20 protein-coding genes and 4 pseudogenes are annotated in these 19,556 nt (G+C 58.9%); 11 read left to right on the top strand and 13 right to left on the bottom strand.

Annotated features, from left to right (window positions below):
- Positions 1-145 precede the first annotated feature (145 nt).
- Positions 146-1,186: an MBL fold metallo-hydrolase gene (locus tag I3J27_RS30330; RefSeq protein WP_270162540.1), complete on the top strand. Its 1,041-nt coding sequence runs from the start codon at positions 146-148 to the stop codon at positions 1,184-1,186.
- A gap of 603 nt (positions 1,187-1,789) precedes the next feature.
- Here the strand turns inward: I3J27_RS30330 and I3J27_RS30325 are convergent.
- Entirely contained in the window at positions 1,790-2,719 is a 930-nt protein-coding gene (locus I3J27_RS30325; protein ID WP_270162539.1) for a LysR family transcriptional regulator, read from the bottom strand.
- Positions 2,720-2,815: 96 nt separating this feature from the next.
- Between I3J27_RS30325 and I3J27_RS30320 the strand changes: the two genes are divergently transcribed.
- Positions 2,816-3,796 carry a Bug family tripartite tricarboxylate transporter substrate binding protein gene (locus tag I3J27_RS30320; RefSeq protein ID WP_270162538.1) on the top strand — a complete coding sequence of 327 codons (981 nt, stop codon included), beginning with the start codon at positions 2,816-2,818 and terminating at the stop codon, positions 3,794-3,796.
- Entirely contained in the window at positions 3,793-4,644 is an 852-nt protein-coding gene (locus tag I3J27_RS30315; RefSeq protein WP_270162537.1) for a class I SAM-dependent methyltransferase, read from the top strand. The genes I3J27_RS30320 and I3J27_RS30315 overlap by 4 nt, the downstream gene beginning before the upstream one ends.
- Positions 4,645-4,989: 345 nt before the next feature.
- Here I3J27_RS30315 and I3J27_RS39340 read toward each other — a convergent pair.
- Together I3J27_RS39340 and I3J27_RS39335 are read right to left on the bottom strand one after the other, a co-directional pair.
- Positions 4,990-5,115: pseudogene (locus tag I3J27_RS39340) on the bottom strand (IS110 family RNA-guided transposase); the annotation flags it as partial.
- 35 nt (positions 5,116-5,150) lie between these two features.
- A pseudogene (locus I3J27_RS39335) lies at positions 5,151-5,237 on the bottom strand (transposase); the annotation flags it as partial.
- A 163-nt stretch (positions 5,238-5,400) separates the two neighbouring features.
- Here I3J27_RS39335 and I3J27_RS30305 point away from each other — a divergent pair.
- Positions 5,401-6,957 (top strand): ISL3 family transposase, encoded by a 1,557-nt coding sequence (locus I3J27_RS30305; RefSeq protein ID WP_270162536.1) that lies wholly within the window; start codon positions 5,401-5,403, stop codon positions 6,955-6,957.
- Positions 6,958-7,101: 144 nt separating this feature from the next.
- Here I3J27_RS30305 and I3J27_RS30300 read toward each other — a convergent pair whose 3' ends face one another.
- The gene (locus I3J27_RS30300) at positions 7,102-7,869 is read right to left on the bottom strand and encodes a hypothetical protein (protein ID WP_270162535.1); all 768 of its coding nucleotides are present in this window, start codon (positions 7,867-7,869) and stop codon (positions 7,102-7,104) included.
- Between the two features lie 1,217 nt (positions 7,870-9,086).
- Between I3J27_RS30300 and I3J27_RS30295 the strand changes: the two genes are divergently transcribed.
- Complete coding sequence (locus I3J27_RS30295; protein ID WP_270162534.1) at positions 9,087-9,401, top strand: VanZ family protein; 315 nt, start codon at positions 9,087-9,089, stop codon at positions 9,399-9,401.
- A 676-nt stretch (positions 9,402-10,077) separates the two neighbouring features.
- On the opposite strand, the gene I3J27_RS30290 is transcribed toward I3J27_RS30295, so the two are convergent.
- The 3 genes from I3J27_RS30290 to I3J27_RS30280 all read right to left on the bottom strand — a co-directional run bounded on the left by I3J27_RS30290 (position 10,078) and on the right by I3J27_RS30280 (position 11,413).
- The gene (locus I3J27_RS30290) at positions 10,078-10,248 is read right to left on the bottom strand and encodes a hypothetical protein (protein ID WP_270162533.1); all 171 of its coding nucleotides are present in this window, start codon (positions 10,246-10,248) and stop codon (positions 10,078-10,080) included.
- Positions 10,249-10,417: 169 nt separating this feature from the next.
- Positions 10,418-10,618: a hypothetical protein gene (locus tag I3J27_RS30285; protein WP_270162532.1), complete on the bottom strand. Its 201-nt coding sequence runs from the start codon at positions 10,616-10,618 to the stop codon at positions 10,418-10,420.
- 609 nt (positions 10,619-11,227) lie between these two features.
- Positions 11,228-11,413, bottom strand: coding sequence for a hypothetical protein (locus tag I3J27_RS30280; RefSeq protein ID WP_270162531.1), 186 nt, complete (start codon positions 11,411-11,413; stop codon positions 11,228-11,230).
- Between the two features lie 523 nt (positions 11,414-11,936).
- Between I3J27_RS30280 and I3J27_RS30275 the strand changes: the two genes are divergently transcribed.
- The 5 genes and pseudogenes from I3J27_RS30275 to I3J27_RS30265 all read left to right on the top strand — a co-directional run bounded on the left by I3J27_RS30275 (position 11,937) and on the right by I3J27_RS30265 (position 16,638).
- Entirely contained in the window at positions 11,937-12,188 is a 252-nt protein-coding gene (locus I3J27_RS30275; protein ID WP_270162530.1) for a hypothetical protein, read from the top strand.
- A 1,738-nt stretch (positions 12,189-13,926) separates the two neighbouring features.
- Positions 13,927-14,034 carry a hypothetical protein gene (locus I3J27_RS39330; RefSeq protein WP_441465704.1) on the top strand — a complete coding sequence of 36 codons (108 nt, stop codon included), beginning with the start codon at positions 13,927-13,929 and terminating at the stop codon, positions 14,032-14,034.
- A gap of 998 nt (positions 14,035-15,032) precedes the next feature.
- The gene (locus I3J27_RS39240) at positions 15,033-15,185 is read left to right on the top strand and encodes a helix-turn-helix domain-containing protein (protein ID WP_370691881.1); all 153 of its coding nucleotides are present in this window, start codon (positions 15,033-15,035) and stop codon (positions 15,183-15,185) included.
- A 21-nt stretch (positions 15,186-15,206) separates the two neighbouring features.
- Positions 15,207-15,773, top strand: coding sequence for an IclR family transcriptional regulator domain-containing protein (locus I3J27_RS39235; protein WP_370691880.1), 567 nt, complete (start codon positions 15,207-15,209; stop codon positions 15,771-15,773).
- A gap of 207 nt (positions 15,774-15,980) precedes the next feature.
- Positions 15,981-16,638, top strand: a pseudogene (locus tag I3J27_RS30265) (IS5 family transposase).
- Between the two features lie 47 nt (positions 16,639-16,685).
- On the opposite strand, the gene I3J27_RS30260 reads toward I3J27_RS30265, so the two are convergent.
- Genes I3J27_RS30260 through I3J27_RS30250 form a run of 3 tightly spaced genes read right to left on the bottom strand, consistent with a single transcriptional unit; the run spans position 16,686 to position 17,945 of the window.
- Positions 16,686-17,108: an MAPEG family protein gene (locus I3J27_RS30260; RefSeq protein ID WP_270162528.1), complete on the bottom strand. Its 423-nt coding sequence runs from the start codon at positions 17,106-17,108 to the stop codon at positions 16,686-16,688.
- A gap of 37 nt (positions 17,109-17,145) precedes the next feature.
- Positions 17,146-17,631, bottom strand: a complete 486-nt coding sequence (locus I3J27_RS30255) for an SRPBCC family protein (protein WP_270162527.1) — start codon at positions 17,629-17,631, stop codon at positions 17,146-17,148.
- Complete coding sequence (locus I3J27_RS30250; protein ID WP_270162526.1) at positions 17,631-17,945, bottom strand: ArsR/SmtB family transcription factor; 315 nt, start codon at positions 17,943-17,945, stop codon at positions 17,631-17,633. Before I3J27_RS30250 ends, I3J27_RS30255 begins: the two co-directional genes overlap by 1 nt.
- Positions 17,946-18,148: 203 nt before the next feature.
- On the opposite strand from I3J27_RS30250, the gene I3J27_RS30245 reads away from it, so the two are divergent.
- Positions 18,149-18,340, top strand: coding sequence for a hypothetical protein (locus I3J27_RS30245; protein ID WP_270173037.1), 192 nt, complete (start codon positions 18,149-18,151; stop codon positions 18,338-18,340).
- Here the strand turns inward: I3J27_RS30245 and I3J27_RS39230 are convergent.
- The 3 genes and pseudogenes from I3J27_RS39230 to I3J27_RS30235 form a co-directional block, all read right to left on the bottom strand.
- Entirely contained in the window at positions 18,261-18,506 is a 246-nt protein-coding gene (locus tag I3J27_RS39230; RefSeq protein ID WP_370691989.1) for a hypothetical protein, read from the bottom strand. The genes I3J27_RS30245 and I3J27_RS39230 overlap by 80 nt on opposite strands.
- A gap of 162 nt (positions 18,507-18,668) precedes the next feature.
- Positions 18,669-19,108: pseudogene (locus I3J27_RS39225) on the bottom strand (histidine kinase dimerization/phosphoacceptor domain -containing protein); the annotation flags it as partial.
- 173 nt (positions 19,109-19,281) lie between these two features.
- Complete coding sequence (locus tag I3J27_RS30235; RefSeq protein ID WP_270162525.1) at positions 19,282-19,440, bottom strand: hypothetical protein; 159 nt, start codon at positions 19,438-19,440, stop codon at positions 19,282-19,284.
- Positions 19,441-19,556: the final 116 nt, after the last annotated feature.

Raw genomic sequence — 19,556 nt, 5'->3', positions numbered from 1 at the left:
CGGGGCGGGAGCACGGCCGGACCATCCCATTAGCGGAAGTACGCGGCTTGCCTGGGGACGGAAATTGATCACTTGCCTTTGGCGGGTCGGAGCTAGAATATTTACAAACGCCACAGAACAAGCAACCGGTTGGGAGAGGAAAGTCATGGCCCTTTTTCGTCAATCGACGCCGACCTCGTTTCGCGCTGAGGAAGTCCCCTCCGCTTCGCTCACCAGTCGGAGAGCGCTGCTCAAGATGGGCTGTGCCTGCTGCTTCGCGTTAGCGGCGCCATATGCGTTGGCCGACGCGATGACGCCTGAGGTCGAGCGTCATCTCGCCGCCGCCAAGCAGGCCGCAGGTACCGATCTTGAGGCATTGCTTGTCCTTGGCAACTCGGCCGACCCCAATTTTAAAGCGCCGAGGCCCGATTTGGTGAAGTTGATCGCGCTGCCTGCGCCGCCGCCCGGCAAAGCGTTCGACAATCTATATTTTGTGGGCGGCAAATGGGTTAGCGCTTGGGCGCTTACGACCTCCGAGGGCATCATCCTAATCGATGCAATGAACAATGATGATGATGCCGAGCGGACCATCGAGCAAGGCCTCAGGGCTCTTGGACTTGATCCGTCGAACGTCAAAACGATCATTGTGACCCACGGCCATGGCGACCACTATGGTGGCGCTGCCTATTTCACCCGAAAATACGGTTCGCGTATTGCCCTCAGCGAGAGCGACTGGACCATGATGGAGACCAAGCTCGAATTCGATCATCCGCTGTGGGGGCGCCCACCAAAACGCGACATCGTCGTCGCCGACGGCCAACAGGTCCGGCTTGGCGATGCAACCGTCGATATTCTGATCACGCCGGGACACACCATGGGAACGATCTCGCCGATCTTCGAGGTGCGCCTAGGATCGCAGAGGCATCGCGCGTTGCTGTGGGGCGGCACTGCCTTCAATTTCGGCAAAAACCCGGAGCGGTTACAGGCCTATGTGGATGCGACAGCGCGGACCCGTGAGATCGCCAAGCAACAGGGTGTCGATGTACTTATCTCCAACCATAGCGGCTATGACGGCTCTGTTGAGAAGCTCGAAGTTGTCGCGGCTGGCGGTGCCAATCCGTTCGTGCTGGGTGCTCAGACCGTTGAACGCGCACTCACCGTCATGAACGAGTGTGCGCAGGCCGTGCTCACATCTTGGAAAGCGTGAGGAACAGAGGGAGTCTTGGTGCGGCGCATTGGTCTGGAATTGGCCCGTAGCTGACCTCCATGGCGGTCCCGGCTGAGGCCCGCTTGTGACCCGTTGCGGAAGTCACGCCTAGCTAATTGTCTTTCGCTGGGTGTCTAGGTATCGCAGCAGCCGCTGCATGCCGAGACCGGCAAGAATGGGGAGCGCCACGAAATCTGGTAGCAGACAAAGTGCGCAGAGCCACGGGTTCACTTGCTTGCGCGGTCGGACCGTCAGGCCATTGACGATGAGCGGTGCTGAAGCAATTCGATCGTCGGTGAGCGACTTCGGTACGTCCCGTAGCGGTGGTTCAGGGCTGAGCATGACTCCAACTTACCACGGGCTCTTCTAACAGCGGTTCACGACTTCATGACCCAATGCTCGGATGGCTTCAGGGACGATTAACCAAAATGCTGACAGTGGTTGCTGTTGGCCCCAGGCCGACCAACTTCCTCGCCTGCGGCTGGTCTGGTCTTGAGGGCAGTCCGGACTAGGCATCAGCGAACCTTGGACCGCCGCTTGCGGACCCATAGCGGACGCCACCTGAGAAGGATGGAGCGGAACGTCGTCGTATCCGAGAAACAGTTATCTGATCGCGTAGTCCTTTGCTTCCTTCTTGACGGAATTAATAAACTGCTTCACGACCGCGGACTTTTCATCACGGCGGGAGGCAAGTTTGAGCGTAGCCATAGGTCGGTTAGATCCCTTGATCGAGCGGTAGATCACGCCTTCCATGTTCATACGTTGAAGCGACGCCGGGACAAACGTGATGCCAAGGCCAGCGCCGACCAGACTCAGCGTCGAAGTGATGCGGGGCGCCAATTGCGTGGACGCCCCCAGATTGCCGATGCGCGGGCTGAAACCAGCTGCCTGGCATGCTGCAATGGTGGAATCGTACATTCCCGTCCCCGGCGGTCCGTAAAGGATGAAAGTCTCCCGGGACAGTCGATCAAGCGAAACCGGTGCCTCGGTTTTGGTTTGAGCCAGCACGTGGGTGCTTGGCAGCGCCACGACCATTGGCTCGTCAAGCAGCGAAGTGACGGCCAGCCCTTGTCCATTGCCCGACGCAGCGCGAATGAAAGCTACGTCCATTTGTTCGTTTCTTACGCGATCGACCGATTCGTTGCTTAGACATTCCTCCAAGGTCAGAGCCACCATGGGACAAGCCTCGCGAAATGCGCGAATGGCGCGCGGCACTACCGGATGAAAGGGCGTCGTAGAGGTGACCCCGACACACAGGCGCCCCTGTTCGCCTCGCGCCGCGCGCCGGGTCGAGTCGAAAGCCCGATCGAGATGCATCAACGTAGCGCGCGCCTCTTCCAGAAAAGCACGACCCGCGTCCGTCAGCTCCACGCCCCGGGCTTTGCGCAGAAAAAGCTGCACGTCGAGTTCCTGCTCGATGGCCTTGATCTGCTGGCTCAGCGGCGGCTGCTGCATACCGAGGCGTTCAGCGGCTCGCGTGATATGTTTTTCCTCCGCCACGGCGATGAAATAGCGCAGATGCCTCAGCTCCATTGTCATATCCATTAGATATGGAAGTTGAGGCCAGCATATTATAGCTTGGATGCGTCGGGAAGCTTATCGTTCGGGCGACGATACATGGAGGTCCACATGCAATTGAACCGCCGCCGCTTCCTGACAGCCTCTTGCACGACACTCGCGGTAGCCGCCTTGTCACGGCCAGTCCTTGCAGAACAATATCCGGTCCGGCCGGTGCGCGTCATAGTGCCGTTTGCTGCCGGAGGTCCAAACGATGTGGCGGCGCGTGTCATTGCGCAGGGACTCTCCGACCAACTCGGCAAGCAATTCTTCGTCGAAAACATTGGCGGGGCCGGAGGCAACATCGGTGCAGGGCAAGCTGCCAGAGCCCAGCCCGACGGTCATACGATCTTTGTGGCTTCACCCAGCTATGTCGCGAATCCCACGCTGTTCGAAACCGTTCCCTACGATGTCCAAAAGAGCTTTGACGCCGTAACGTTGGCGGCGACCGCGCCTACTTTGCTTACGGTGCATCCGTCCATTCAGGCAAAGTCGGTCAAGGACCTCGTAGCGCTGATCAAGGCCAGCCCGGGCAAATTCAGCTACGCTTCGCCGGGAGCAGGCACACCGCCCCATCTGTTGGGAGAACTCTTTCGGCTTTCACTTGAACTCGACATCGTACACGTTCCTTTCAATGGCGGCGGTGCGGCCATTGGATCGACGCTCGCGGGCCATACGCCCGTGTCATTCGGCGCGCTGCCGCCCGCTATACAGCACGTCAGGGAAAACAAGTTGCGGGCGCTCGCGCTGACGAGCAAAACCCATTCCGAGGCCCTGCCGGGCGTTCCCAGCATCGCGGAGGCCGGGTACCCCGACATCGCGGCGGACATCTGGACGGCCGTTCTCGTCCCGGCAGGAACGCCAAAGGAATATATCGGCCTGCTCCAGCGCGAAATTGCGAAATTGATCGCTCGAACTGAAGTGAAGGATCGGCTCGCCGGTCTGGGATACGAGCCGGTAGCCAACTCTTCCGACGAATGCGCCGCATACCTGGCGTCTGAATACCGGAAATGGGGAAAAGTCATTCGCGATGCCGGGATCAAGGCCTCATGACGATCAAGTCGTCGAGAACGGCCGCGGAAGACGCAGTTGCGCATCATTACGCTCGCGGCGGACTGATCGACGTGATCGAAAGCGCTCTCGCTCAGATGGGCAAAACGAGAGATACTGTCACCATCGACGATCTCTCCGCGGTAGACGAATTCCATATCGGCGGTCGTAAAGCGACAGAGGAGCTGATGGCGCAGCTTAGAATTACGGCCGCGGACCATGTCCTGGATGTCGGTTCCGGTCTGGGTGGCCCAGCGCGCTTTCTCGCCGCCCGTTACAAGTGCCGGGTCAGCGGCGTCGATCTGACACGGGACTACGTCGAGACGGGAAGCCGAATATGCCAATGGATGGGGCTCGATGATCGCATCACTCTTCACCGATCCACCGCCCTTGCGATGCCGTTTCAGGAATCGACCTTCAGCAAGGCATACATGCTTCATGTCGGCATGAATGTCGAAGACAAGGAAAATCTCTGTCTTGAAATCGCGCGTGTTTTGCAACCGGGAGCGCTTTTCTCTGTCTATGACGTCATGCGAACAGCCGAAGGCGAATTGCTGTTTCCTGTGCCATGGGCCACAACAAGCGATTCGAGCACAGTAAGCGCTCCAGAGCGCTACAAGCGTGCATTGCAGCGAGCAGGTTTCGAAATCCTGTCGGAACGCAACCGAAAGGACTTCGCGCTTGCCTATTTTGCCGACTTGAGAGCCCGTTCGCTTCCCGCTGGCGTTGCTGGACCGCTGGGCTTGCACACGTTGATGGGCGAGAGACGGCAAGATCAAATACGCAACATGATGACGTGTATCTCGAAAGGCATCATTGCCCCTTGCGAACTGATCGCACGCAAGACTTGAGCCGTGATCCTTCGGGATTTGGATCTAACTGCGAGCCTCACTGCTGGTCGGCTCTTCGGGGTAGACCGGAAGCAGTGATCCGAAGCCTCACGGTGCATTTTGACCCTGGCTGTTCTCTAATTCCGGGCGTGAGGTCAAGCTCTCCTCGAACATCCTTGCCGGGTCCATGGTTCTCTCCGCGGTAGGGGCGTGCCCTCCGCATGATGGCGTAAGATGACGTTAGCGGATCAATGTGTGAAGCGCGCTTTGCCCTTTCGAGCACCGCAAAGCCAGGGGCGATCTCACCAACGCCAGCGTCCCGGCAGGGACGTTCGCTCCCGCTGTTCGGCGGGAACTCGTTATGCTTTATGCAGGCTGATCAGCAGCATCCTTTGATGACCATTTAAATTCGGTACCATCGATCCACATCCGATGCAGAACGACAGCAAGTTTTCGGGCAACCGCAACCTTGGCTTTGCGTAGCCCGCTTCGTATCGGCGGGTCGTTAGCCCTGCGTAGGCTCCGACGTTTCGTGATCTCTTGAAGCGAGCGGGGTCATCGATCGTCGCAAGGAAGCAAAGGGCCGTGACCGGGCCGATGCCAGGAGCCGTCATGAACCGTCGCACCTGAGCATTATTGAGAGCCAGCCGCAGCACCTTGCGGTCAAGGTCCACAATCTGTTGCTCGACTGTCAATCGGCTTGCAAATTTGGCTCTGACTCACTTTTGATGCAGTTCGAGGGATGTCTGGCGTTTTGATTGGAGGAGAATCAGCGCCATGCAGCAAGCACTCCACCGCTCCAGTCTGGTGCCGCGTGGGTTTGTTGTAGAGAGTGCGTGCTACGAGGGTGATAAGGCCGTCATCACGGTCCGGGCATCCGGAAGTGACGGCTTGTGTCCATCGTGCGGGACGGTTTCGCGGCGTGTCCATAGCCGGTATCAGCGACGCGTGACCGATCTGCCGCTGTCCGGGCGGGTCGTAGATCTCCTGGTGGTCGCCCGTCGCTTCCGCTGCGACGCCGTCCTGTGCGGACGCCAGATCTTCACTGAGCGTTTTGCCGATGGGATGTTGGCTCCATCAGCGCGACGCACGGCGAGGCTGGACTCTATTGTCCATCACCTTGGCCTGGCGCTTGGCGGTCGACCGGCGGCGGGCTTCGCAAAACGGCTGATGTTGCCGGTGAGCAAGGACACGCTTCTGCGCGTGATCCGACGCCGTCACCGTCCGCCGGCTGACCCGCTCAAGGTTATCGGCATCGATGATTGGGCCTGGCGTCGCAATCACCGATACGCCAGCATCATCTGCAACCTGGAAAGGCGCCAGGTAGTCACCCTGCTGCCGGATCGTGAGCCCGCGACCGCCCAAGCTTGGCTCGCTGCGCATCCCACGATCGCGATCGTCGCCCGCGATCGTGGCGGCGGATATGGCGAAGCGGCAGCAAAGGCCCTGCCGCACGCGGTGCAGGTCGCGGACCGCTGGCATCTGATGGAGAACGCCAGTCGGGCCTTCCTTGACGCCGTCCGCAAATCGATGCGCCAAATTCGCACCGTCATCGGTGCGACCACGATCGATCCCCAGCTGCTGACAGCAGCCGAGCGCCTCCAGTATGAGGGCTACGTGCGCCGCGAGGAGACCAATGGGGCCATCCTGGCTCTGTCGAAGAACGGCATACCCATCAAGCAGATCGTGCGTCAGACTGGCCATAGCCGGAAGCTGGTACGGCAGGTGATCCGCGGCGAACGCACCGATGTCTTCCGGACCCGGCAAAGTTCGTTGGACCTGCACCTGCCATGGCTCGACGATCAGTGGGCGTCCGGCTGTCGAAACGGGGCTGAACTCTGGCGCCGCCTAGCAGCGCGTGGCTTCCGCGGCGCGCTCCGCGTCGTCAGCGAGTGGGCGACCCGCAGACGACAGGCCGAAAAGGCCGATGCACAGAACCTCCAGCGGATTCCCTCAGCCAGAACAATCGCTCGCCTCATGACCATCGGGCGGGACCTGCTCACGAAAGCGGAGACCGTCACGGTCGTGGCGATCGAAGCTGGCGTGCCAACGCTGGTCGAGGCACGCGAGATCATCGCCGAATTCCACCTGATGATCCGGCGCAAGACCGAGGCGGGCTTCATCCCATGGATCGACCGCGCTCGCGCCAGCCTCGTCGCCTCGTTCGCCAGCGGCGTGGCGAAGGATGAGGCTGCGGTACGGGCGGCAATCGCTTCACCATGGTCGAACGGACAGACCGAAGGTCAGATTACGCGCCTCAAGCTCGTTCGACGTCAAATGTACGGTCGTGGGAAAATCGATCTGCTTCAAGCCAGGTTGATCGGCGCAGAATAGTCGGCGCTGCACCAAACTTGCGTCAGAGCCAATTTTGGACGCCGATCCCCCGGCTTAGGGTGTCAATATTGCAGGCCGAATGACATCGCTCTTTCGGCTTCTATTCGAGCACTCCGGCTTCGCTAACAGGTACGCCACGGCATTTTAGCGAGGTGACCATGGCCATGCCAATGGTTGCGGTTTGCTGGCCTGCGGCCGCTCCGCCGTTGGCACTGGCTTGTGTGTCTGGGCGACATTGGTCGGTCGCGGACGCGGCACTGGTATTTCGGGCATTGCCTTTGGCTCCTCGGGACTGCCCTTTGGCTCTTCAGGGCTCACCTTTGGCTCCGAACTGGTGGCGATGACGCGGGCCAGTTCTCTCTGACTTTCGTTGAGCCGCTCGGTAACCGTTTCGCTTTTGCGCTCTACCTGTGTTTGGGTCGCCTTGATCTGCTCGATGATAATGTTGTTGCGTGCGATTTCTGCCTGGCTCGCCTTGAGTTGGCTCGCGACATCTTCATTTTCGCGGAGCAATTGTGCTTGCCTCATCTCGAGCTGTGCGACCGCTTGCCTCAAGGCGGCAAGATCTTGCTCCATCGGTTGGAGCTGCTGCGCCAAGTCGGACGCCAGGGCGACCGCAGTCGGCGCGTCCTGTGTCAGAGGTGCTGGGTCTGAGGGGGCCATGGTTTCCGTATGAACGGAGGACGACCACCACCAGGCAGCAGCACCGATGGATACAGCCAACAGAGAACCGACGAAAGCCAGGTAGCGCCAATCGGCCAATTCCTGAATCGTTGGCGGAGGGCTAAAGGTCCTCATGCTGGTCGGGGGGGCCGAAGGACTGACCCCCGCTTCGCGCGCTAGGTTTGAAAGCTGCTCCTCCAAGCTCGCAAACCTCCCTTCCGAGAGTTTGTCGTCCAGCGTGGAATCCATTTGGGTGCTCCGTATCAAACGCAAACGTCACCGGCGTGAGAGCGAACCGCGCAGCTGCGCTACGACAAGATAACATTCATCGGGACGCAGATAGTGTTTGCAGCCTGAGAACCTTCGCAGGGATGGATCATCCAGCCCGCACGTCACATCGTCGTTCTTTAGAGTCTCGTCCCTGAACTGTTCCTGCGTGTTTAACCCAGCCGACGAGGCAGAACAATGTTGACCGCGGGGCTGACTGAGGCCGAACGCCGCAGGTTGAAGGCCAGAACAAGAGATGGCGCGAATTCTTGGTCGAACAAAAGCGCGATGCGGGCACTGAACCGACACTTTGTCCCGGAGTTCAATCCGAAGGGAAAAGAACCGCACTGGGGCCTGCGGAAGAGGGATCAATGACCGTCTTCGTGTACTTCAATACCGCCAGACGGGTCGGCGAAGGATCACGTTCGCTACTGTGGAGCAACAGGCCGCGCTCAAGTTCGAACGCAAGCAGCTTGCGTTGCAAATGGAACGGCAGATGAAGCTCCTACAGAAAGCCAGCTAAATCAGGCAGTGTCCTTGGCAGCGATTGGGAGTTGCTCAAGTCCGCGTGCATATCCGGCTTCCCAAGGAGATGATCGAGGCGGTCGTTTCCTAGCCGGCAGCCGAACAGACCAGCCGCTCCGATGCCATGCGCCGGCTGATCCAACGCGGCCTGCAGGCTTGGATTGAAGACCAACGCTGATGGCTACCGATTCAGAGTCGAGCACGAAACCTCCGTCAAGCAGCTGTTTCACGAGCGCAGAGCGTCGATCGCGTGCGCGATCAAGATCGCTACGCTGACTGCGATGAGCACTACAAGCAGCCACGTGATCACGTTCACCTCTGTCCTGGGAAGGTGAACGCGCTCAGCTGTGCACAGTCAAAAACAACCAGCCGAAACTCTTAATTTCGGCCTTCAGCTGAGGATTCAAAGCAACTGTTGCGTCCGTTGTCGGACCTATCGGCAGAATGCAATGAAGAGCAGAACCCCAACAATGCACGCCGCTAAAGACAGTAAGAAAATACCCACGGCTTAGCTCCCCGACTCACAAGACGAGGGAACTTAGGATTTTAGGCCTTCGAGGGGTTATTGCCAACTTAGCCCCAAAGAAACGGCCCTCAAGCTTTTGCGCCAAAGCCAGTATTTCACAGTCTCCTTTTTAACTATGGCGTCGGCTTTTCGAGCTTCCAGATGGGCGATGTTCTATGCTCCAGCAATGCCCCAAAACCGTCTCAAGGCTGCGACGGGAATGTGCCTCACGTTGATCGCGTACGCCACGCTGATCAGACTGACGGGCCGGGCTGCACCATTGGGACATGCTGAAGCCGATTGGGTGGTCGTCATCGAGCGCTTGAGCGCTTATGGGATTCTGGGAATTTCGCTCTCCTTTGTATTACCAGGGCTTTTCCACTTCTCTTGCGCTCTCACAGCGAGCGTGCCGATCCTGCTTGAGCTTTTGCTAGAATTGACAGCCGGCCGCGAGCCGGTATTTTTGACCTGTTTCAGAAAATAGCGGGAGGTATGATTGGAGTTGTCCTCGCCCAAGCGATTTTGGCGTTTTTGCCTCGCCCGCCATGGCGACAATAAACAGCAATTGTTGCGGATGTCAGAGCGGGCCGAGCGCGGCATAGCCTGGACGAAACTCGGCTGGAAGGCGAGGAGGTAGAGCGCGGATGCCCGATCGAGATGACGCCACGACAATCGAGCAGGAAACCGCCGTCAAGCAGCTTCTAAAGATGGCAGCCAGACGCAGGCGCCCCAGTCAGATCTACTCTTCAGACGTGCCCCATGGCCGTGAGACGGACGCAAACCGGGAGTTTGCATCGCATGGCGAACCCAACGGCGTCGTGTGGTTTTTCTGCCGGGATTTGTGATTGCCTACGCGATTTGTGTGAAGATGGGCGCGATCTAGGTGGCCATCCGCCGGCACTGGCTGAAGGCGAAGGGCAAATGAGCCATGTGCTCGACATGCTCTCCGAATTGCGGCTGCCTCACTGGTTGATCAGAGCTCCGAGATCCGAACCGGAGCCAAGTAGCGAGCCTTAGTTAGTTAGACAGACGCAAAAACGCTGCCCGCTTAAATCTATCACGGACGGCGGCGTTCCAGCCTCGGGTGATGGAGTTCCTCTCAGACGCCCGCCAAGGACAGCATCTTCTCCGCAGACCCATCGCCAAACCCACGGTGCGCCTCAGTCGTCCCAGAGGCGCTTTCCGCACGCGCATTCGAACATATGCGTGATGCCGCCGCTCTCGGCGTCCACCACTGCCCGGACAAGCTTCATTTTCTTGCCGCAGACACGGCAGGTTCTTGTGGAGTTGTCCTCGACAACGCAGATCTTCTCCGCGCGAAAAATTTCCATGGCCCTTTCCCCCTCCATGGTGACCGTGGTGGAAATTATAACCCGGTTGGAGCAGGGAAACTGGAGGGAAAGTGTTGCGAAGTCGCAAAATTGCGACTGTACACAGAGCAGATTATGATCTTCGCCCACCTAACCTTTTGACGGGTATCTCGTTAGGGGTAACGCCTGATCAGATCTCCGGGCTAATGTAATCCCTGTGCACAACCGTTGGTCGCTGGGCACCATCGAACAGAACGGTGACGCCGGTGGTGCGGGGGCTTACGTCGACAACGACGCCGACCTTACCAGCCAGTTCTGGGCAACGAATTTTTCCGAGCTTGCTGATCTTGAATCGAATGCCGACTGCAATCCTGGCTGTTTTCAAATCCATGATTTGCCTCGCAAAAGAGAACGATCGTCTTGAAAAAGGGCAGCTTGAGTAGCAATATTCTTCAGAAATACCTCTGATTGTGGCCGCCCTCAATGCTCGCGACTTCACTATTCCGTTAGACTGGTCAGAGTTCCTGACACAACAATCGCGCCTGCCGTGGTTGGTTCCTAGCTGGCCCGGGCCGCCGGGTGCAGCGCACGGCAGGACCAGCAATCGATACAACGGTTCGCTTTTCCGCTTCTATTTTGTAGCCATGCGTAATGCCTTCCCGAGCGTTGGCGGCCGGCAAACAACAGGTCCCAACAGGGGAGAGACTTGGATCATCCACGAGGTGTGAAACACCACGGCTATCGGATGCTCGTAGGCCGCAATGGCTCGGATGATAAGTCATGCCGATAACTTATCGCGGACCACTATCATGGCTGCTTGGAACCAAAGGTTTTGCAGCCGTTTGGTTTGTTCACACCGGGACGCATTACCGTCGATTAGCGTCTGGAGCGGAATGGCTTCAGAGATTGGGCGGGAGCGGCCCCGGTCTACCTCAAAGGCCCCCCTGTTCTGGTGCTGTCCCTATTTGGACGCTCGCGGGAGCAATTTAGGACAGTGCAGTCAGCGACCATCCTTCGACGGTGGCTTGTCGCCGGGGGCCGGGGTGATGAACACGAAGCTGAACACAGGCGCCGGGTATTTCGCTTTCAAGCGACGCACCGCCTCGGCTGCGGAATCCGCAGTTGCGCGTTCTAGGATAATCCTTCTATCGGCCTTGCTCTGAAAGCCCAGTATGAAATCTGGCAAGAGACATCGGTCTCCTAAGATTACTTCTCGGAGAGAAGGGTCGCCACACCGCACCTCATAGCCAATGAGCGAAAGCGTGTTTCGTCAGCAGGAGTTCTGTGAATCTGATTGGCTAACCACTCAAAGTCGAAAGTCTCGTCTGGAGTGAGCCCAGCCAGAATGATTTGGCCGCGCCCATTGGTACGGTAAGGAAAATGTCGCCACATCGGATGGGTACTCGGCGAGGTCTAAGCTGGGCTGGCTCGCCACAGTTATGCTGCGGCAATCCCTGGCCACCCGGCAACGCGCTAAAGAGATGGCCACTGTTGTGAGCACAATAGAAGCCTCTCTATCGCGGACAACTTAACTCCCCCGTTAAGCTTGATGTCCGCGCTGCACGTTAATTCTGGAACGCCGCTTCGATCACTGGATAAAGGCGAGGAACAGGACGCATCCCGCGATGGCTCCGGTGATCGCGATGGCTCCGGTGATGGCGTCCGGTAGTAAGCATCTTCCCAAGCCCGAATCGCGCTAGGGTTTGTTCATGAAGCTCACCGTCGAACGTCCCTTCGCCGACCCAGAAGCCGCGGCGCGCAAGCTGGTCGAGATCGCAAAGAGCATCGACGCGGTGCAGGACGGCCGCATCTATATCGAAAAGATCAACGCGCCGTTCCTGTACACGCTCAAGGCCACTGGGCCGGAATTCGGCGCCGGCATCAGCCATGCCGTCGAGCGCGCCTGGCTCGAGTTGCACGAGTCCGGGACCTACGTTCGGCTTTTGAGCGGCCCTCAATGAGCCAAGGCCGCGCGGGATCTATGCCGCACTGCCTTGGTAGCGACTGTCCAGCCCTCCCGGATTCCGTCGCCATCGATAAGTTAGCCGATTCCTGTCAGCAGCCGTCACCAGGGGCGGCCTCTTCTCCACAAGCCCACGAGTGCCCAGCTTTTCCCCTGGGCTGGGCCTCTTCATTGGGCGGCGAGGACGGGACTGTCACAAACCTGTGGCATGACCATTGCCTAGTTGAGACCAACTGGGATTTCAGCGCTCAGTTAGAGAATAGGCGCTGCCGGGACGTCGTATTTCGAGCCCGGCAACGCTTTTTTCACTTGTCTTCCCTTTGCGCGTCTTCGCCGCGGCGAAATTTGTTTCAAGGAAGCAGGATATTTGGCGCATGGCATACGACCCATCAACAATACATATGCTCCGCGACGTTCTAGATGAAGTTCTCTCCAGCCCGTCGTTCACTCGTCAGCGGCACCGCTCTGCGGTAGAGGTTGCCGAGCGCGTTCTCTGGCTCGCTTCGCAAGGAGAGCGTGAACCAAAGCAAATCACTCTGCGCCTCGTGAACGAGTTTTTGGAACCCGCTGCCGACTAGGGCTGCCCTCGGCCGGGAAGGGGTCACCGTGGCAGGGGCTAAGCCTCGCAATTCGTCCGACGGCGCGCGCGGCGGGCGCGACTCAGCGCTGGCCGCCGTGGAACTTACGTATTTCCCGGCTGTTATCGCGGCGTGCTCCGTTGCCATTAGGATTTGTCGATATGACTCGGCTGCTGGCGCTTCTCGCTTTTTGCGCTTTCTGCACCCTTCCAGAAGCAGCTTCCGCGTATCAGACGAACACGCAGCACAGTCAGGCGTCCGATTTCAGCTCTCGTCAGCGGTGCGCGTGCAGCTCATATAGGCCCGTCCGAATCGTCCGATATAACCACTACCGGATAAGAGCAGCATATTTGATCGGCTATGATCCCCTGCCGTATCGCTACGGCTCGACATTCGTTTTCGAACCGCCGTACCGCTATTACAGACGCTAAGGACCCTTCCAGCATCGCGCTCGTCGTTGCGTTCTGCTCAACGCCCGTAATAAACAACCTTTTCATTATCGCTGGCGCATGACCAGCCCCCTTAGTTTCGCGCGTCTGAAGAAAATCTCCCTGCGGTCGACCGCCGGTAAAAATGGGTGGCGCTGGCCTGTTTCCGACCTCGGGGGCCTAGTTTGAAAATCGCAGTGGCCTGATTTGAATTGTGTCGACTATGGAACCGACAGCCCCGCATCCGCATATTTAGATTCAGCCCCGTTGAGCCCCACGGACTAGGACCCGTATTCGGAGGTGCGCGATGAGTGAGCGGCGTCGGTTCAAGCAAACAGACATCCTAGAGGTCCGCCTTGCCGAAGAAGCGATCCGCCTACGTGATAAAGCCGATTTGCTTCCACCTGGGGCGGCTCGCGAGGAGCTGCTACGGAAGGCACGACAGGCCGAAACCGGCTCTCACATGAACGAGTGGCTACGGTCGCCGGGCTTGCAGCCGCCGAAGTAGCTTAAGTGGTACGGGACGACGCTATGTCCCACGACAACCTCTACATTCGCTTGTCGCTGATCTGGCTAGCCATCGTCGCCAGCATCATCCTGTACGTCCTGATGCATTGAGGCCGCCCTTACTACCCGGACTGGGAACGCGACCCGGTTCGTCAACATTACTGGGTATGCCGAGATACTTCTTTCACATTACGCACGAGCGCCAGACCTCCACGGTGAGGAATTGCCCGACAAGCACGCCGCTTGGAAAGAAGCCACGGTGACGGCCGGGCAGATACTCCAAGGCCTCGACGGAAAGCTAACGCCGACCATGGATGGCGGATGGAGGTAGTCGACGAGTTCCAGAACACCCTCTACGTCCTCCACATCCACGCCGAGAAGCCGAAGTAGGCCGCCGGCCCCTGGACCTTATTCGCCCCCACCTTGACCTAATCTTTGCGTTGAGGATCTCGAATTCCGGTAGTGTCTCAGTTTGAAATTTCGTCGGCTTTGGGCTTGGAGGGCTAGGCGGTGAGCTTCGCAAGGAGTCGGCCTTGCAGTGGGAATATTCATCGACAGCTACAGCATGGCCCAAAAGGTGGATCATGTGCAGGCGGCTCTAAATAAGGTGGGCGCAGCAGGCTGGGAGCTGGTCGCGATACAGCCTGTTAGGGGATACCTCTACGCTTACTTCAAAAGGCTCAAGCAAAATTCAAACTGAGAGCACAAGCCAACATGATCACCGCAGCAACATGCGAAGAACTCGCAATTGAATATAGAGTTCTTTCTCGAGCACCCGGCATCTCCCCCGATCGCGCCTTCATCTTGAAGAACATTGCCAGGAGCTTCGCGGGGGTAGCCAGTCAATTGGATAGGCTTGCTGCACTCACGCGGGACGAAAGCCAGCGGTAAACACTCTTCACAACGGCATTCCTTCGCAGATCATGTCCAGTAGCCGTCAAATGGGACCCAATGATCAGACCGAGTCGCTTAACGTAAGGAGGGCCAGAGGGGTCGCACAGTTATGGAAAGTCCGGCTCCCAATATCGCATGGTGCGCTGTTCATCGCTATCGAGATCAGCCCATGAGATGTCCATCACGCTCCTCCGCGCCAAAAGAATTATCTAAAATCCAAACGCGTGCCTGATCTGCCGCAGGACAGCCATAGCCGCGTCGGTGTGCCGATCGTGAGTTAGGTATTGATCCAGCTGCGCTGCGCTAACCAGCGCCACAATTGCCGCCGTGAAGCCCTAAAACATTGGGGCTCCCATGACAGCTCGTGGCCCTCGCGATACCACCGGCGCCGCATCCGTCGATATGCCGGGCGGAACGCAATGTATTCAGTGAGCAGTGGCTGTGTTGCGGATCTTGGCGACTGCCCGCGAGGCTGGCCTGGGACTCACCGAAATTTCTAAACACGCGGAACTCACTCGCCCAACGACACATCGCATACTGAGCGTCCTGATTGCGGAAGGCATCGCTGAGAGGCGACAAGGCTCTTAACGGTATCTGATTGGCGAGCAGATGCCATTGCTGGCGCTGTCGAGGCGAATACGCGATCCCCTATTGGACATCGTCAGTCCTCATCTGCGGGCTGCCGTCAGCGAACTCGGTGACACTGGCTTTTTCACACGCTGTGTAGGATTTGAGACGGTCTGCGTCGCAAGGCAGCTGGGAAGTTACCCTATCCAGGCGCTCGCTTGGGATGTCGGTGAACGCCGCCCCCTTGGCCTCTCCAACGCCGGAATCGCGATCCTATCCAGCATGCAAAGCGACGCGGCGCGCGAAGTATTCGCCAAGAACCGATCGCGCTTCTCTCGATACGGCGTATCGACGGAAGCGATCTTGCAGGAGGTTGCGGTGGCCCGATCGAAGGGCTTTGCAGGGCGCGAACGATCCCTCATTCCTGGCACAAGCCCCATATCTGTGGCGATCCGGTCTTCTTGTGGCGAAGCTCCGGGCGCTCTTGCCATAACTCCAACAGCGCGACGGCGCTCGCCCGAACGCACCGAGGAGATTGTAGCTCGCCTTCGTAGGCACGCAACCGCGATTGAATCTGAACTCAGCCATGCAACCACCCCGCGCCGTTAGCTCTGCGAAACGGTCGAGCCGGCTTCGCCAATTTCACCGCCCAGAGTTCTGGGAGGCATGTCGGCAATGGGCATTTTCGACGGATTCAACGGGGTCTGTCGGCAGATTAAGCCGCTGCTACCCGTGAGCGTCGAACCGGGCCGGGCCAGAAGCGCGTTGCGCTTGGACCGACCCCGTGATTCAAACTCCCAAACCGAGGGTCGAATCATGCGCTACGAACTCGCCGACTATGAATGGCTTGCCATAAAGCCGATGCTGCTGAACAAGCCGCGTGGCGTTCCTCGGGTAAACGACCGACGTCCGCTGGCGGCGGGCTGGTATCTGGGGCCGCATCATAGACGCGTTTGCCGGTGCCCACGATGTCGCTGTCCAGATGATCGACACTTCCATTGTCCGTGTCCATCAGCATGGAGCCTGCATCACACGAAACCAGCGCTAATCGATGGGAAGGTCACGTGGTGGTTTGACGAGCAAAATCCATGCGGTGGTCGATAGCAATGGTCTACCGGTACGGCTGGCGCTGAGCCCCGGTGAGGCCCATGATGTTCGACTTGCCGGAAAACTGCTGTCTCGTCTGAAATCCGGGTCAATGCTCCTTGGCGACCGTGGCTAAGACGCAGACTGGATCAGGGAGCTTGCCATGAAGACGCGTGGGCTAACATCCCGCCGAAAAGCAATCGCAGCGATCCGATCTGCTTTAGTCCCTATCTCTACCGCGCTCGCACCAAGTCGAGCGATTCACAACAGGATCAAACAATGCCGACGGGTGGCGACGCGCTACGACAGGCTCGCTGCCAACTACCGTGCCTTCGTTCAACTCGCGTCAATCAGGCTATGGATGCGCCTTAATGAGTCCGCGTCCTAGTTGATGCGCAAGCACAGTCGACAGACGAAACCGTAAGCTTGGTAGGGCTAGGGCGTGTAGCGAATAGCTGCGGCCGCCGTCACGGCAATCAGAACGATCGTCACGAGCGCGCCTGAAACATAGAGAATGGTTCTAATGCTGCCGCCTTTGGCGGCGTTGCCGCCGCGCAAATAGACGGCAACATGGATCAGACGTATTGCGAGATAGATCCAGACGAGGGTTGCAAGCGTGGCGGGTCCAACTCCCGTCATCATAGCCAGTACAGCCGGAACCACGAACGGCGTCAGTGCCTCCACCGTGTTCATGTGAACGCGATCGATGCGGTACAAAAGATTATCGTCATCCGCCGGAAAAACAGGTCCGGAGAGTGCCCCCGCTCTGCCTTTGGACGATCCCGAATAGATCGCCAGCAGAATTGACGCGAGGCAAAGAACAAGCACTCCGACAATACTAAGCGAGTAGGCTGCCACGTGGACCTCCACCATCACCATGAAGCTGCTGCGAGCGTCAGCCAGCACGGGCGATGCGCTCGGCGAATCGTTTCAGATAGAGCGGCCAGCCCTTATCGCCCTCAACTCCATCGCGCACGCCTTCCCAACCTTCGCCATGACGTTGGAGGTGTCGGTGCTCCAATTCCAATCGCGTCCGGCTCGGCGTCTCGGCGATGAACCGCACCTCCCACTCACTGGTCTTGTCGGGATCGGTTTCGATTTGCCAGCGTGGGCTGATGTCCCAGCTCAGAAGGACGCGATTCGGGGGCTCGAAAGCCAACACACGCGCCCAGCGGCATTCGCTGCCATCGACACCTCGATCAAAAACGTGACCCCCGACCCGCGGTTCGAACACAGTCTCTGCGATGGGGACGGTAAGCAGATTGTGCTCGCGAGGCTTAAAGCTCCCGAAGTCTTCAGTGAAGACCTTGAACGCGCGATCGATAGGCGCTTCGACCACGATGGATTGTTTTACGGGCGCGGCCGATACACGTTTATTCATTACTGGTCCTCCACTGATTTTTCGACGGCCACTTTGTAGGCTGCCAATGTGCTGCTCCAGAACCGGTCAAGCCAGGCGCGCATCTGGCCGAGCCCCGCTGGATCGATGTGATAAATGTTGCTGGCTCCCTTTGGCTCGGCACGAACCAAGTGAGATTCGCGCAGCACCTTCAGATGCTGGGAGACTGCTGACTGGGAGACCGTCAGCTCTCGAGTGAGTTCAACGACAGTGCGAGGCCGCGCGCCCACAAGCTCGAAGATCCGTCTGCGCGTGGAATCCCCCAGCGCGGCCAATTGCACGCTGTCTTTAGCCATTGCCGCTCGACTCTTTGGCATAATTAGTCATAGCTAATGATTAGCGTTGACTGATGATAACGTCAACTGGAGATGTGGCGAGACCTTTCCCCAACGGATCACGACCTGGTCACGCTCCATGACTTCGCCATCCCCGGGCGCTGCGGCGCTGGATTGAGATGGGCACCGGAATCGATCCGAGCACCGTGATTAGGACGACGAGGATGGCTCCGGTCGCAAAGCGTTGCAGAGCAGGGCGCATCGCGCAGGCGGTGGCGCCGCTCGCGATCGGGCTGCTGATCGAACCTTTGGGCTGGGGCGTCGTCACTGCAAGTCTCAGCTTCGGCGCGTTGGCCGCGATGATGCCGCTGCGAGGGCGCGTCGGATCGCCCGCGGCTGAGGCTGCTGCCGAGTGATGGTGGGAGCCACCGGCGCAGCGCCAAGCCCGCTTTTGACCTCCACCGGACAACCGACGCCATCGTCCTGCACCGTCACAAGCACGCGCCCCTCCTTGGCGCGAACGTCGACCTTGACGGTGCCCGGCCGACCCTCCGGAAAGGCGTTTTTGAAGCAGTTCGTCACCAATTCGTTCACGATCAGCCCTATGGACGCCGGCTGCGAGCTCCGCCCCTCGATGTTCTCACACCGAACGCCGATCGAAATCGTGCGCACGCCACGATGGAAGTGGGCCAGGCTCCCGCATAATGCTTCGACGTAGGGCGCGAGTGCGATGCGGCTGCTGTCGGCGGTATCGCGCAAGCGGTCGTGGACCTTCGCCACCACGTCCACCCGGCCCACCGCAGATGCGATCGCCATTTGTACGCCGGATCGGTCGCTGAGCGGGCCTGCAGCCGGAGAACCGAGACGATCGTGGCGAGGTCATTCCGCGTTCTGTGCGCGAGCTCCTGCAGCAGTACCTCGGTATACCGTTTCGCCCCGGAGAGCTTATGCAAGGTGCTCCTGAGGAGCTCGGTGACGGCGGCTATGCAGATGCCCGTCAGGATGAACAGGATGAGTGGGATCGCAGCGGAGGACGGTGGCCCCGGGATGAAGAAAGCGGCGGCGAGCGCGGCCCCCGCCGCGGTGGCCAGGATACCGTTGCCGTGGTTGAAGAGGACCGACGATAGGAAGATAGCCGGAATAAACAGCAGAACGGGGTAGGAGCGCAGGTGATCGTCCAGCATCGCCCGGGCGAAGAACGCGATGCCGACCAGGCCGAGCGTCAAGGTGTAGCGCACCCAGATCGGAAAGTCCGACCTGGCCGACAGAAGGCGGTGCAGAAAGGCTTCCATTCGGGGGCAACGTGCCCTCCGGGCTCGATGTTCCGGGCGTTGTCAGGCCTCTTCCGAGAGACTTCTCAAGCGACCCGCGCCGCAGGGCGTGCTTTCGCCTGACCGTCCGGAAGGACATGGATAGGCTTGAACTCGGTTTCGATCCCGTCGATGCCCTCACAACCTGGACAGACGAACTGATGCACTACCGTGGCCAGTGGCTTCTGGCGCACCAGTTTCGACATGAACCATCGCATAGGGATTCTGCAACACATGCAGCCGGCTGGCTCCAAATCGGCGAGTGAACCCTTCAGGCGATCTACCATGCGTCTAAGCCCCTAATCGCTACCATAGCACGGCT

The sequence above is a fragment of the Bradyrhizobium xenonodulans genome (assembly GCF_027594865.1).
In the GTDB taxonomy this organism is placed as follows: domain Bacteria; phylum Pseudomonadota; class Alphaproteobacteria; order Rhizobiales; family Xanthobacteraceae; genus Bradyrhizobium; species Bradyrhizobium xenonodulans.
Note: the sequence above shows the minus strand (reverse complement) of the source record. Positions and strands in the feature narration are given on the sequence as shown.

Bases quoted from the DNA above. Each gene is read 5' to 3' on its own strand.
- I3J27_RS30330 (WP_270162540.1), top strand. From the start codon at position 146: ATGGCCCTTTTTCGTCAATCGACGCCGACCTCGTTTCGCGCTGAGGAA.
- I3J27_RS30235 (WP_270162525.1), bottom strand. From the start codon at position 19,440: ATGTCGAAACTGGTGCGCCAGAAGCCACTGGCCACGGTAGTGCATCAG.
- I3J27_RS30290 (WP_270162533.1), bottom strand. From the start codon at position 10,248: ATGGAAATTTTTCGCGCGGAGAAGATCTGCGTTGTCGAGGACAACTCC.
- I3J27_RS30315 (WP_270162537.1), top strand. From the start codon at position 3,793: ATGACGATCAAGTCGTCGAGAACGGCCGCGGAAGACGCAGTTGCGCAT.
- I3J27_RS30295 (WP_270162534.1), top strand. From the start codon at position 9,087: ATGTTCTATGCTCCAGCAATGCCCCAAAACCGTCTCAAGGCTGCGACG.
- I3J27_RS30275 (WP_270162530.1), top strand. From the start codon at position 11,937: ATGAAGCTCACCGTCGAACGTCCCTTCGCCGACCCAGAAGCCGCGGCG.
- I3J27_RS30325 (WP_270162539.1), bottom strand. From the start codon at position 2,719: ATGGAGCTGAGGCATCTGCGCTATTTCATCGCCGTGGCGGAGGAAAAA.
- I3J27_RS30250 (WP_270162526.1), bottom strand. From the start codon at position 17,945: ATGGCTAAAGACAGCGTGCAATTGGCCGCGCTGGGGGATTCCACGCGC.
- I3J27_RS30300 (WP_270162535.1), bottom strand. From the start codon at position 7,869: ATGGATTCCACGCTGGACGACAAACTCTCGGAAGGGAGGTTTGCGAGC.
- I3J27_RS30305 (WP_270162536.1), top strand. From the start codon at position 5,401: ATGCAGCAAGCACTCCACCGCTCCAGTCTGGTGCCGCGTGGGTTTGTT.
- I3J27_RS30285 (WP_270162532.1), bottom strand. From the start codon at position 10,618: ATGGATTTGAAAACAGCCAGGATTGCAGTCGGCATTCGATTCAAGATC.
- I3J27_RS30245 (WP_270173037.1), top strand. From the start codon at position 18,149: ATGGCTCCGGTCGCAAAGCGTTGCAGAGCAGGGCGCATCGCGCAGGCG.
- I3J27_RS30320 (WP_270162538.1), top strand. From the start codon at position 2,816: ATGCAATTGAACCGCCGCCGCTTCCTGACAGCCTCTTGCACGACACTC.
- I3J27_RS30255 (WP_270162527.1), bottom strand. From the start codon at position 17,631: ATGAATAAACGTGTATCGGCCGCGCCCGTAAAACAATCCATCGTGGTC.
- I3J27_RS39235 (WP_370691880.1), top strand. From the start codon at position 15,207: ATGCCATTGCTGGCGCTGTCGAGGCGAATACGCGATCCCCTATTGGAC.